Annotated in this window: 11 protein-coding genes and 1 riboswitch; of the genes, 8 read left to right on the plus strand and 3 right to left on the minus strand. The window is 73.6% G+C overall.

Annotated elements, in window-relative coordinates; all coding sequences use genetic code 11:
- The first annotated feature begins 78 nt into the window (after window positions 1-78).
- Together trpD and FHS38_RS03480 are read left to right on the plus strand one after the other, a co-directional pair.
- Entirely contained in the window at window positions 79-1,143 is a 1,065-nt protein-coding gene (gene trpD, locus FHS38_RS03475; protein WP_184730472.1) for an anthranilate phosphoribosyltransferase, read from the plus strand.
- 255 nt (window positions 1,144-1,398) lie between these two features.
- Window positions 1,399-1,515, plus strand: a riboswitch (SAM riboswitch).
- 186 nt (window positions 1,516-1,701) lie between these two features.
- Window positions 1,702-3,069, plus strand: coding sequence for an aminotransferase class V-fold PLP-dependent enzyme (locus tag FHS38_RS03480; protein WP_184730474.1), 1,368 nt, complete (start codon window positions 1,702-1,704; stop codon window positions 3,067-3,069).
- Window positions 3,070-3,258: 189 nt separating this feature from the next.
- Here FHS38_RS03480 and FHS38_RS03485 read toward each other — a convergent pair whose 3' ends face one another.
- The gene (locus FHS38_RS03485; protein ID WP_130877377.1) at window positions 3,259-3,540 is read right to left on the minus strand and encodes an Lrp/AsnC family transcriptional regulator; all 282 of its coding nucleotides are present in this window, start codon (window positions 3,538-3,540) and stop codon (window positions 3,259-3,261) included.
- A complete protein-coding gene (locus FHS38_RS03490; protein ID WP_229821921.1) occupies window positions 3,537-4,247 on the minus strand; it encodes a rhomboid family intramembrane serine protease in 711 nt (236 codons plus the stop codon). The genes FHS38_RS03485 and FHS38_RS03490 overlap by 4 nt, the downstream gene beginning before the upstream one ends.
- 280 nt (window positions 4,248-4,527) lie before the next feature.
- On the opposite strand from FHS38_RS03490, the gene FHS38_RS03495 reads away from it, so the two are divergent.
- The 5 genes from FHS38_RS03495 to FHS38_RS03515 all read left to right on the plus strand — a co-directional run bounded on the left by FHS38_RS03495 (window position 4,528) and on the right by FHS38_RS03515 (window position 10,112).
- The gene (locus FHS38_RS03495) at window positions 4,528-4,767 is read left to right on the plus strand and encodes a hypothetical protein (RefSeq protein WP_130877375.1); all 240 of its coding nucleotides are present in this window, start codon (window positions 4,528-4,530) and stop codon (window positions 4,765-4,767) included.
- Window positions 4,768-4,786: 19 nt separating this feature from the next.
- Window positions 4,787-6,154, plus strand: a complete 1,368-nt coding sequence (locus tag FHS38_RS03500; protein WP_184730478.1) for an NYN domain-containing protein — start codon at window positions 4,787-4,789, stop codon at window positions 6,152-6,154.
- 217 nt (window positions 6,155-6,371) lie between these two features.
- Window positions 6,372-7,436, plus strand: coding sequence for a C40 family peptidase (locus tag FHS38_RS03505; protein ID WP_184730480.1), 1,065 nt, complete (start codon window positions 6,372-6,374; stop codon window positions 7,434-7,436).
- 313 nt (window positions 7,437-7,749) lie between these two features.
- Window positions 7,750-8,808 carry a C40 family peptidase gene (locus tag FHS38_RS03510; RefSeq protein ID WP_184730482.1) on the plus strand — a complete coding sequence of 353 codons (1,059 nt, stop codon included), beginning with the start codon at window positions 7,750-7,752 and terminating at the stop codon, window positions 8,806-8,808.
- 41 nt (window positions 8,809-8,849) lie between these two features.
- Window positions 8,850-10,112: a hypothetical protein gene (locus FHS38_RS03515; protein ID WP_184730483.1), complete on the plus strand. Its 1,263-nt coding sequence runs from the start codon at window positions 8,850-8,852 to the stop codon at window positions 10,110-10,112.
- 13 nt (window positions 10,113-10,125) lie between these two features.
- Here the strand turns inward: FHS38_RS03515 and FHS38_RS03520 are convergent, their stop codons facing one another.
- On the minus strand, window positions 10,126-11,367 hold the full coding sequence (locus tag FHS38_RS03520) for a glycosyltransferase 87 family protein (RefSeq protein ID WP_184730485.1): 1,242 nt from the start codon (window positions 11,365-11,367) through the stop codon (window positions 10,126-10,128).
- Between the two features lie 244 nt (window positions 11,368-11,611).
- Between FHS38_RS03520 and FHS38_RS03525 the strand changes: the two genes are divergently transcribed.
- Window positions 11,612-12,754 carry a glycosyltransferase family 4 protein gene (locus FHS38_RS03525; RefSeq protein ID WP_184730487.1) on the plus strand — a complete coding sequence of 381 codons (1,143 nt, stop codon included), beginning with the start codon at window positions 11,612-11,614 and terminating at the stop codon, window positions 12,752-12,754.
- The last annotated feature ends 43 nt before the right edge of the window (window positions 12,755-12,797 follow it).

Below are 12,797 nucleotides of genomic sequence, written 5' to 3' on the forward strand. Positions count from 1 at the left end.
CCCGGTCCTGGATAGGCTGGACCCGCGAACACCGCGAACACCGCGGCATCACGGATTCGACCACCAGGAGCGTGGACCATGAACGTTGTGACCCCGGCAGGCGGCGACAGCGCGACGGCCCGCACCTGGCCGGGTGTGCTCGACGCCCTCCTGGACGGTGTGGACCTGAGTGCGGACGACACCGCCTGGGCCATGGACCGGATCATGCGCGGCGAGGCGACCGACGCCCAGATCGCGGGCTTCGCGGTGGCGCTGCGCGCCAAGGGTGAGACGGTCGCCGAGATCTCCGGTCTCGTGCGGACCATGTACGCGCACGCCAACCTCATCGAGGTGCCCGGCCCGAGCGTGGACATCGTCGGCACGGGCGGCGACGGCGCCAAGACCGTCAACATCTCCACCATGTCCGCGATAGTCGTGGCGGGCACCGGCGCGAAGGTCGTCAAGCACGGCAACCGCGCCGCCTCCTCCGCCAGCGGCGCCTCGGACGTCCTGGAGAAGCTGGGCGTCAATCTGGACCTCGCCCCGCGCCGCGTCGTGGAGGTGGCCGAGGAAGCGGGGATCACCTTCTGCTTCGCGGTGAAGTTCCACCCCGCCCTGCGCCATGTGGCGCCCGCGCGCCGCGAGTTGGGCATCCGCACCACGTTCAACGTGCTCGGCCCGCTGACCAACCCCGCGCGGGTGAAGGCCCAGGCGACCGGCGTCGCCGATGCCCGGATGGCCCCGATCCTGGCCGGCGTCCTCGCCGAACGCGGCGCCTCCGCGCTCGTCTTCCGCGGCGACGACGGGCTGGACGAGCTGACCACCACCGCGACCTCGCAGGTGTGGATCGTCGGCGGCGGCGAGGTGCGCCGGGAGCCCTTCGACCCGCGGGACGTGGGGATCGACCTGGTGCCCGTGGAGGCGCTGCGGGGCGCGGACGCCTCGTACAACGCCGACGTCGCCCGACGGCTGCTGGACGGCGAGACCGGCCCCGTACGGGACGCGGTGCTGCTCAACTCGGCGGCGGCGCTGGTCGCCCTGGAGCCCACCGGCGCCCCGCTGGCGGAGCAGATCACGGCGGGCCTCGCGAAGGCGGCGGAGTCGATCGACTCGGGCGCCGCGAAGCGTGCCCTGGAGCGCTGGGTCGCGGCCAGCAACGGCTAGCCCGGCCGGCGGATTCTCGGCTACGGTCCGTCCTGCCGACGGCGGGCCGTCTTGCCGCCTGCGGCGGCGGGCGCCCTGCGGGCGCGTCCTCAATCGCCGGACGGGCTTGTTGTGGCTGAGCTCAGCCACAACAAGCCCGTCCGGCGATTGAGGGCACCGCCGCGCAGCGGAGGTGCATACGCCACGGCCCGCAGGGCCGCCCGCCATGCGGACGCCCGTACCGCCGGGCGATCAGCTGTGCCATAATCTTCGCCAGGTCACGAGTGACAGCGACATAGGCCCCGGCCCGCTGTCCGGCAACCCTCCTTCCGTGGCGGGGTGCCCCGGGTGATGACCGGGCCGCAGACAAGAGGTCTGCGGCAAGCGCGGATCCCTCGCCAGGGATCCTGGTCGTCGAGGGAGCTTCTTCCGTGATTCAGCGAATGCGATAGGGCCTACGGCCCGTTTCCCGTGAACTCCGCGCGCCTGTGCCGCGCGCCGGAGTTCGGTTTCCCGCACGCCGGTGACGCCTTCCCGCGTGCGTATCCGCAATCCCCCCTGTCTCCAGGAGAATTCGCCATGTCCGCATGCCCTGTTGCCGCCACCGCTCCCGCCGCTCTCGCCGACGCGCCCCTGCCGGTCCTCGGCCACGACGTCCGGGTGCCGCTCGTCACCGGGGGCGAGGTGCCGTACGCGGCGCTCGACTACGCGGCCAGCGCCCCGGCGCTGCGGCGGGTGTGGGACGACGTCGCCGCGTACGCGCCCTACTACGGGAGCGTGCACCGCGGGGCCGGTTACCTCTCGCAGCTGTCGACCGACCTGTTCGAGAGCAGCCGGGCGGACGTCGCCGCGTTCCTCGGCTGCCGCCCGGCCGACCAGGTCGTCTTCACCCGCTCCACCACCGACTCGCTGAACCTGCTCGCGGCCGTGGTCCCGGCCGGCACCCGGGTCTTCGTCTTCGAGACCGAGCACCACGCCTCGCTGCTGCCGTGGGAGCGGCGCGAGGACGTCGAGGTCACCTACCTCGACGCGCCGCGCACCCCGGGCCAGGCGGTCCGGACCCTGGAGGAGGCCCTCGCCGCCCGGGAGCCGTACGGCCCGGCCCTGGTCTGTGTGACCGGTGCGTCCAATGTGACGGGCGAGCTGTGGCCCGTGCGGGAGCTGGCCGCCGCCGCGCACGCGCACGGCGCCCGGATCGTGCTGGACGCCGCGCAGCTGGCCCCCCACCACCCGGTGGACGTCACGGAGCTGGACGTCGACTGGGTCGCCTTCTCCGGACACAAGCTGTACGCGCCGTTCGGCGCCGGTGTCCTGGCCGGGCGGGCGGACTGGCTCCAGGCCGGCGAGCCGTATCTGGCGGGCGGCGGAGCGAGCCGCAAGGTCGCGCGGCGCGACGGGGGCGGGGTGGACGTCGAGTGGCACGACACCGCTGCCCGGCACGAGGCGGGCTCGCCCAACGTCATCGGCGTGTACGCCATCGCCGCGGCCTGCAAGGCGCTCACGGAGGCCGGTTTCGAGCGGCTCGTCGAGCGCGAGCAGCGGCTCGTGGAGGCGGTACGGGCGGGCCTCGCGGAGGTGCCCGGCGTCAAGGTGCTCTCGCTGTTCGGCGACGACGCCCCGCGCGTGGGCGTCATCTCCTTCGTCGTGGAGGGCTGGAACAGCTCGCACTTCGCCGCGGCGCTCTCCGCGGAGTACGGGATCGGGGTCCGCGACGGGCTCTTCTGCGCGCACCCGCTGGTGCGGACGCTGCTGGGGGACGAGTCCGTTGAGCCGGGCGAGTGTGGTGCGCCGGAGGCGGGTCCTTCGCTCAACGCTCTGCGCGTCAGCTTCGGCGCGGGCACGCCGGACGAGCACGTCGAGCGGTTCGTGACGGCGGTGGGGGAACTGGTCCGGGACGGCGCGCGGTGGTCCTACCGGACGGAAGCCGGACGCTGCGTTCCCGTGTAACCGGGGCTCCGCCCCGGACCCCGGTCCTCAAGCGCCGGACGGGCTGGATTTGCCAGCCTGTCCGGCGGTTGAGGACACAGCACAGCCAGCCCGTCCGGCGCTTGAGGACACGGCACGGCAGCCCGTCCGCTGCTGTGGCGGCGGTGCCGGACCGGGTGCGGCCCGGAGCGTGTGTTCCGGCCGGACTCGCTACGAGTCGAGGCCGATCGCGAAGGCCGCTTCCAGGTCGTGGCTCGAGTACGTGCGGAACGCGATGTGCGTCTCCGTCGAGGCCACGCCGGGGACCTTGCTGATGCGGCCGGGGATGACGTCCGCGAGGTCGTCGTGCCGGGCCACCCGCACCATGGCGATCAGGTCGTGCGCGCCGGTGACCGAATAGACCTCGCTGACGCCCTCCAGCGCGGCGATCTTCTCGGCGATCTCGGGGATCCGGTCCACGTCGGTCTTGATGAGCACGATCGAAGTGATCACGGCTGGCTCCTATCGGGGATCCCGGGTTCGCCCCCGGGAGCGGGCGACTCCTCATGGGACCTGGCTGCGGCCTTCACTCTATCCGCAGGCCCGCAGCGGGCCCACGCGCAGAGGAAGCCGAGGCAGAAGCCCACCACGTGGGCCAGGTAGGCCACTCCGGGGCGGTCGCCCGCCGTGCGCGCGGCGAGCCATTGCAGTGCGAACCAGAAGAGCAGCACGGCCCACGCCGGAAACCGCAGCGGCAGAAAGAAGAGGAACGGGAAGAGGCTGGTGACACGGGCCTTGGGGAAGAGATAGAGGAACGCGCCGAGCACCCCGGAGATCGCCCCGGACGCGCCGACGAGCGTCTGGGCGGAGTGGGCGTGCACGGCCGCGTAGCCGAGCAGCGCCAGATAGCCCGTGGCGAGGTAGAAGAGGACGAAGGGGATCCGGCCCAGCCGCTCCTCCGTCATCGCGCCGAAGACGTAGAGGAAGAGCATGTTCCCCAGCAGGTGCAGCCAGTTGCCGTGCACGAAGAGGGCGGTGAACGGCGTGCACAGCTCCAGCGGCGGGCCGAGCCACAGCTTCTCGGGCACGACGCCCCAGCGCTCGAAGTAGGCGGTCTGCGCGGCGATCAGCTCGGCGCCGGTGCCGTAGGAGGTGTTGAAGCCCGAGGCGGGGCCGAGGAGGAAGACGACGCAGCAGATGCCGAGGAGGGTGTAGGTCATCACGGGGGTCGGCACGGGGGTCGGCACGGGGGTCGCACGGGCACCGTCGGAGGGGCCGGGGAGTGCCGCCTTCCCGAGACGTACTACCTTTCCGATCATGGTCAGATCATTGCGTACCGTGCGCAACCTGCCCAGAGTGCCTCGCCGGGCCGTCCGCGCGGGCCTGCGCACCGCGTCGCGAGACCGGCAGGCCGTAGGGTTACGGGGAAGACACTCCCGCGGTTCGACGACGCGGCCCGCCCGGGGGCCGCGGCAGCAGACGACGAGGACGGACGACACGATGGGTGTTCCCCAGCCGACAGCCGAGACCCGGTGGCGCTGCACGCTGTGCGGCAATCTCACCCGGTTCGACGTCACCCGCTCGACCAGGGCCGTCGAATACGTCCACCTCGACCTGGCGGGAGAGCCGAACGTGGAGGAGCGCGAGGTGGTCAGTGAGACCATCGAGTCCGTGCGTTGCCGTTGGTGCAACGCGGTCGACCAGATCGAGCTGGTGGACCGGCCGGGCGCGGGCGCCTGAAGAACGGGAGCGTTGAACGGTGGTGGAGCACACAGGCGGCGAGGCGGCCGGTGACGCCGGCGGGGCCGACGGTGTTGCCGAGGTGCTCGACCGTCCGTTGCCCGAGGGGATCAGGCGACGGGTCGTCGGGCTTGTCGCGGAGGCGTTCGGCGGGCTGACGGTCGCCGAACTGCCCCCTCAGCTACGGCAGTACGCCCGGTTCACGCCGAGCAGGCGGGCCAAGTTCGCGGGCAACGCGATGGCCGCCGCGGTGGAGAACGACGCCGTCTTCCGGCAGCGCATCTCCGCCCGGCTGCGCGAGGGCGGGTCCGAGCTGGCCGAGGCGCTGGACGCCGGGTCCCCGCCGGCGGCCGCCGACCCGGAGGACGTGGCGGCCATGGCCTATGTGCTGCGGCCGCTCGGCTGGGTCAAGCTGGTCACCGCGGCCGGCGAGGAGGCCCAGCGGGCCGGCGCCGAGCGGGCGGGCCAGGAGGCGCAGCGCGAGTTGCGGCAGCTGCGCGAGGAGCTGGCCGCCGCGCGCGCCGAGGCCCGTACGGACTCCGACCGGGCCCGCGCGGAGCTGGACGCGGTGCGCAAGGAGGCCGAGGCCGCGCAGCGCAAGCTGCGCAGCGCGGTCAGTGACGTGCGGCGCGGTGAGGCGGCGCTGCGCAAGGCGCAGGCCGAGCTGGAGACCGTGCGCTCGGCTGCCGCCACCGAGAAGACGGCGGCCCTGGGTGAGGCGCGACGGCTCAAGGCGCGGCTGGCGGAGGCCGAGTCGGCGCTGGAGGCGAGCCGTCGTGCGGTGCGCGAGGGGCGCAGCGTGGAGGACATGCGGCTGCGGCTGCTGCTCGACACCGTCCTGGACGCGGCGCAGGGGCTGCGGCGCGAGCTGGCCCTGCCGCCGGCGTCCGTGCGCCCGGCGGACACGGTGGACGCGGTGGAGCCGGGCCGGATGACGCCCAAGGACATCGCCAACCGCGCGCTGTCGGAGACCGATCCGGCACTGCTGGACCAGCTGCTGGCGCTGCCGCAGGCACACTTGGTGGTCGACGGCTACAACGTCACCAAGACCGGCTACCCGACGATGCCGTTGGACAAGCAGCGGCTGCGGCTGCTGGGCGGGCTCGCGATGCTGGCCGCGCAGACGGGCGCGGAGATGACGTGCGTCTTCGACGGCGCCGAGCTGGCCGCGCCGGTGCTGCTCGCGCCGCCGCGCGGGGTGCGGGTGCTGTTCAGCAAGGCCGGGGTGACGGCGGACGAGCTGATCCGGCAGCTGGTGCGGGCCGAGCCGCCGGGCCGACCGGTGGTCGTGGTCTCCACGGACCGGGAGGTGGCCGACGGGGTCGCGAAGGCGGGCGCGCGGCCGGTCGCATCGGCCTTGCTGCTCAAGCGACTTGCGCGTACCTGAGCGTGGGGCGGCGGTCACCTACTGTGTCGTCTTCGTAAAAGATGCGTCGGCGGCCGGAATTTTTCGCAGCAGAGTTTGAACGGACTGCGGGAAGGTCACTAAGGTCGGGCCTCGAACCTTCGCGCGGTTGTTCATCCATTCGGGGTGACGGCGAAGGTCCCGCCGAGCCCGCGGAGCCTGCGCGGTAGGCGGCCCCCAGGAAAAGGAGCTCGTCTCCGTGGCGTCCCACCGTCGACCCAAGCAGCCGGGCCGCACCCGGGTGACCGTGCTCACCGCGACCGCCGCGGCGGCCGTCGCCCTCTCGGCCCAGGCCGCGCACGCCGATCCGCAGGCGTCCAAGCAGGACGTCAAGTCGAAGGTCGACAAGCTCTACGAGGAAGCCGAGCAGGCCACCGAGAAGTACAACGGGGCCAAGGAGAAGCAGGACAAGCTGGACAAGCAGGTCGGCGATCTCCAGGACAAGGTCGCCCGCGGCCAGGAGGAGCTGAACAAGCTCCGCAACAGCCTCGGTTCGATGGCCACCGCGCAGTACCGCACCGGCAGCATCGACCCCGCCCTGCAGCTGCTGCTGTCCTCCGACCCGGACAGCTACCTGGAGCGGGCCTCCACGCTCGACCAGCTCACCACCAAGCAGGCGGAGACGCTTCGTCAGATAGCCGGCAAGCAGCGCACCCTGAAGCAGGAGCGCCAGGAGGCCGCCGACAAGCTCGCCGACCTGGAGTCCACGCGCAAGGCGCTGGGGGACAAGAAGAAGGAGATCCAGGGCAAGCTCTCCGACGCCCAGGAACTCCTCAACACCCTCACGGCCAAGGAGAAGGCCGAGGTCACGGGCGAGGACAAGGCGCAGGAGGGCAAGGGCGGCGACCGCGCCGACCGCTCCGGCGGGAGCCGCACGGACCCGGGGGACCAGGGCAAGCCGGTGCCCGAGTCGCAGCGTGCCGGTGGTGCGCTCGGCGCCGCGCAGGGCAAGATCGGCTCCCCCTACGTCTGGGGTGCGACCGGCCCCAGCTCCTTCGACTGCTCCGGGCTGACCTCCTGGGCGTACGCGCAGGCGGGCGTCACCCTGCCCCGCATGTCGCAGGACCAGGCGAACGCCGGCACCCGCATCTACGACCAGGGCTCCCTCAAGCCGGGCGACCTGGTGATCTTCTACGGCGATCTGCACCACGTCGGCCTGTACGCGGGCAACGGCCAGGTGCTGCACGCCCCGAAGCCGGGCGCCAACGTGCGCTACGAGGCCATGGGCAACATGCCCTTCCAGTTCGGGGTGCGCGTCGGCTGACGTCTTCCGCCGAGCCCTCGGCCGCCGTCCCGCGACCTCATGAGCCCCATCCGCACCCCGGGTGCGTCCCAAGCCCGTCCTCCGTGCCGGGCCCGAGCGACACACCGCCCTTTCGGGCGAATCCCGGAACCCTTCGCTGACTCCACGCCCCGCCGGTGACCTGCGTCTCCGGCGGGGCGTCACGTTTCCCGCCCCGCGCGGTCTTTGAACCCGGGGTGATCGCGCCGCTACTGTCTGGCGCGCGGTGCCCCGCTGTCGTACGCCCGTCCCGGGCGGCAGGGGCCGCACACAGTGAAAGGGAGTGCGGCTTCCCGTGGCGTTCCATCGCCGTCCCGCGCCGACCGGTATCAACCGGTCCGTCCGGGTCACCGTCCTGTCCGCCGCCATGGCCACCGCGGCCGCCGCCCTGTCGGCGGCCCCCGCGGACGCCCGGCCCGGCGAACCCGTGGACGACACCCGGGCCTCCGGGACGGTGAAGGCACAGGTCGACCGGCTCTACGAGGAAGCGGAGCGGGCCACCGAGAAGTTCAACGCCGCCGACGAGCGCACCGACGGCCTGCGGGAACGGGTGGAGCGGGCCGCCGACCGGGTCGCGCGCGGCCAGGAGCGGGTCAACCGGCTGCGCACCGCCCTCGGCATGATCGCCACGGCCCAGTACCGCACCGGCGGCGCCATGGACCCGGCCATCGAACTGCTGCTGTCCTCCGATCCCGACGGCTATCTGGAACGGGCCGCCACCCTCGACCGCGTCACCGGCCGCCAGGCCGACCAGCTGCGGGTCCTCCAGGGCGCGCAGCGCGAACTGCGCCAGGAGCGGGCGGAGGCGTCCCGGATCCTCGCGGACCTCGAGGACGGCCGCCGGGCCGTCGTCCGCCACAAGCAGGAGGTCGAGCGGAAGCTCGCCACGGCCCGCAGGCTGCTGAACTCGCTGCCCACGGCGGACCGGGAGGAGTACGGCCGCGCGTCGCGGTCCGACCGCGGCGACGGTGTCCTCGCCGCCGCGCTGCCGAGCCTCGCCCCCACCTCCTCGCGGGGGGCCGCGGCCGCCATGGCCGCGCGCTCCGCGGTCGGCTCCCCGTACGCCTGGGGAGCCACCGGCCCGAGCGCCTTCGACTGCTCGGGGCTCACGCAGTGGGCGTACGGGCGCGCGGGCGTGGGCCTGCCGCGCACCTCGCAGGCGCAGCGGAACGCCGGCCGGCACGTGTCGCTGTCGGAGGCCCAGCCCGGCGACCTGGTGATCTACCGGGCCGACGCCAGCCACGTGGGCATGTACGTGGGCAACGGACAGGTCGTGCACGCCCCCTACCCCGGTGCCCGGGTCCGCTACGACCCGGCCAACATGATGCCGATTTCCTCCGTCACCCGGCCATGAGCGTGCCCTGAACACCTGCCGCCCGCCCCGCGGCTCGTACGATGCGGGGCGTGACAGGGCGACAGCGGTGGGGCGGAAGACGCGTGGCGTGCGGCCTGGCGGCGGCCCTGCTCGGGGTCCAGGCCCTGACCGGCTGCGGGGCGATGGGCTCCTCCGCTGGCCCGGACGCCGACGACAGATCGGTGCAGCGCCTGCTGGACCGGTGGGCCGACGCGGTGCGCGGCCGTGACGAGGCCGCCTTCCTGGCCGCCGTGGACCCTCGGGCGGCGGGCTACCGTGCCGCGCGACAGCGGGTGTTCGCGCAGCTCAAGGACGTACCGCTGGCCGCCTACGGCTACCGGCTCGTGCGGCGGGGAGGGTTCGCCCCCGCGCCCGGCGACGGTCACCGCGTCGCCGTCGAGGCCGAACTGCGCTACCGGATCGCCGGCTACGACACCGCGCCCGTCACGGCACCCGCGCGCCTGACGCTCGTCAAGCGCGACGGCCGCTGGTACATCGCCGCCCAGGACGACCGCAACGGCGGCCGGCAGCTGTGGGAGCAGGGCACGGTGGCGGTCGTGCGCGGCGAGCACAGCCTCGTCCTCGGCGTCGGCCAGGACCGGGCGCGGCTGCGGGCCCTCGCGGACCTCGCCGACCGCGCGGTGCCCGCCGTGGGCGCGGCCTGGCGGGGCAAGTGGGCGGGGCGGGTGGTGGTCGAGATGCCGGCCTCCCTGGACACCATGGCGGCCCTGCTGGGATCGCCCGCCTCCGGCTACCGGGGCATCGCGGCGGTGACCACCGGAGAGGTCGGCGGCGCCGGCGCCGCCCCGGCCGACCGGATCATCGTCAACCCCGAGGCGTACGGCGTGCTCGGCGACTTCGGCCGCCGCGTCGTGCTCACCCACGAGACCGCCCACGTCGCCACCCGCGCGCTGACCTCCCCGGCCACCCCGCTGTGGCTCTCCGAGGGCTTCGCCGACTGGGCCGCCTACCGCGACACCGACCGCACACCGCGCCAGGCCGCCCCCGAGCTGGCCCGCGCCGTCACCGGCGGCGAGCTGCCGCGGCGGCTGCCCGAGGACGCGGAGTTCGGCTTCGCGGGTGAGTCCGGGCGGCTGGCCCGCGCCTACGAGGAGGGCTGGCTGGCCTGCCGCATGATCGCCGACGAGTGGGGCGAGGAGAAGCTCGTCGCCTTCTACCGCGCGGTCGGCGGGCACAGCCGACGGGCGGGCGCCGTCGAGGCCGCCCTGCGCGACGTGCTCGGGGTGGGCGTCGGCGACTTCACCGCGCGCTGGCGCGCCTATCTGGAGGCCGCGCTCGGCTGACGTAGGCCGGCCGTCACTTGGCGACCAGCGCGGACGACCGCTCGGCGGGCGGCTCCGGCGTCCCGGTCGGCCCCGCCTCGGTCACCGTCTCCCGCCACAGCCGGGCGCACGAGAGCAGGGTCGCCACCACCAGCAGCAGATTGCGCAGCGTCAGCGTCGTCACGCCCAGCTTGTCGCTGGCCACGACGTGCGAGAACCAGATGGGGAACTCGAGCTGGGTGAGCGGCGCCGCCAGCAGCACCAGGGCGACGGGCAGCCCCTGCCGGGTCGTCCGCATCGTCATGCACACCGCCGCCAGGCCGATCAGCCAGATCAGATACTGCGGGCTGATCACCCGGCTGGTGGTGGTGAACAGCAGCACGGCCGCGAAGGCCGCGTCGAAGGGCGTGCACGCGGTGAACCGCCGCGCGCGCACCCGCCACAGCAGCAGCCAGCCGAAGGCCAGCACGCTCAGCCCCAGTGCCAGCCGGCTCATCGTGCGGACGTACGGGCCGAGGAACTCCACCGAGCCGTAGTGCAGCTGCGCGTGGCCCTGCCACCCGAAGTGCCGCCCCAGATGGAAGACCAACGACCCCAGCGACTCGATCTCCGTGCCGCGGTCGCGCTGGAAGGTCAGGAACGCCAGCGCCCCCGGCATCGCCGCGGCGAACAGCAGCCCCAGCACGAGCGCCGTGAGCAGCGCGGCGCCCCAGGCGGAGCGGGTGCGTGGGCCGCGCGGGGTGCCGGCGAGCAGCAGCACCGGCCAGACCTTCAGCAGCGCCCCGAAGCCGGCGAGCGCCCCCGAGAGCCGGGCCCCGGCCGGGCGCGCGGCGGCCAGCAGCGCCGCGACGGACACGGCGGTCACCATGACGTCGTAGCGGGCGTAGACGATCGGGCCCAGCAGCGGCACCCCGACCACCCAGACCCACACCCCCGCCCGGCTGCGTCTGCCGCCGCGCACGGTGAACAGCAGCATCGCGAAGACCAGCACGTCCGCCAGGAAGCACATCAGGAAGAACGCCGGGGCGTAGTCGAGGAACGGCAGCAGCCCGGGGGAGAGCACGGCCAGCGCCGCGGCCGGCGGGTACTGCCACGTCACGTCGTCCAGCGGGAAGGTGCCCGTCCGCAGCACCCCGTACCAGCCCTGGTAGATCACCTCGATGTCGATCCCGACATCCGATCCGGGCAGCACCCACACCCGGAACACACACAGCAGCAGAACGGCCCGGGTGACGGCCCACACCACGATCGAGAGCCGCAAGCCAGTGCCCGCCATGATTCACCTCGTCCATTCACGGTCCACGCACGGTTCACGTTCCACGCACGTCCCTACACGCTCCGTCACTCCAAGGAATGATGCCGGTCGAGGCGGCCTGTGCGCGGTGACGTGGCGGGACGCGGGTCCAGATAGCCGCCCCGGGGGCACCCCCGGCGGTGGCCCGAGCGCACCCGGTACTGTCGGCGGCGCGATGTCACGGCCCAAGGCCACCCGCCGAGCGACCCCCAGCCGAAAGACCCCCGTGCACAAGACCTTGATCGTCACCAACGACTTTCCGCCCCGGCCCGGCGGCATCCAGGCGTTCCTGCACAACATGGCGCTGCGCCTGGACCCGGCGGATGTCGTCGTCTACGCCTCGACGTGGAAGCGCGGCCGGGAAGGCGCCGAGGCCACCGCCCGCTTCGACGCGGAGCAGCCCTTCGAGGTCGTCCGCGACCGCACCACGATGCTGCTGCCCACCCCCCGGGTCACGCGCCGCGCCACCGCGCTGCTGCGCGAACACGGCTGCACCTCCGTGTGGTTCGGGGCCGCCGCGCCGCTCGGACTGATGGCACCCGCGCTGCGCCGCGCCGGGGCCCGGCGACTGGTCGCCACCACCCACGGGCACGAGGCGGGCTGGGCCCAGCTGCCCGCCTCCCGGCAGTTGCTGCGCCGGATCGGCGAGGGCACGGACACGATCACCTATCTGGGGGAGTACACCCGCTCCCGGATCGCCGCCGCGCTGACGCCCGAGGCGGCCGGGCGGATGGTCCAACTGCCGCCCGGCGTGGACGAGAAGACCTTCCACCCGGCCTCCGGCGGCGACGAGGTCCGCGCCCGCCTCGGGCTCGCCGACCGTCCCGTCGTGGTGTGCGTCTCCCGCCTCGTACCGCGCAAGGGCCAGGACACCCTGATCGAGGCCATGCCACGGATCCTCGCGGCGGTCCCGGACACGGTGCTGCTCATAGTCGGCGGCGGGCCCTACGCGAAGGACCTGCGGGCCCTCGCCGAGCGCACCGGCGTCGCCCACGCGGTCCGCTTCACCGGGCCCGTCCCGTGGGAGGAACTGCCCGCGCACTACGGCGCCGGCGACGTCTTCGCCATGCCCTGCCGTACGCGCCGCGGCGGCCTGGACGTCGAGGGACTCGGCATCGTCTACCTGGAGGCGTCGGCGACGGGACTTCCGGTGGTCGCGGGCGACTCCGGCGGTGCGCCCGACGCCGTCCTGGACGGCGAGACGGGCTATGTGGTGCGGGGCGGCTCCGCCGAGGAGTCCGCCGACCGGATCGTCACGCTGCTCCGGGACCCCGAGCTCCGCCGTCGCATGGGCGAGCGGGGCCGCGCGTGGGTGGAAGAGCGGTGGCGCTGGGACCTTCTGGCGAACCGCTTGCGGGAACTGCTGTAGAAGAAAGCCCTCAATCGCCGGGCAGGCTTGTTTATCGAGCCCG

It is taken from the genome of Streptomyces netropsis, from assembly GCF_014203545.1.
Taxonomy (GTDB): Bacteria; Actinomycetota; Actinomycetes; order Streptomycetales; family Streptomycetaceae; genus Streptomyces; species Streptomyces netropsis.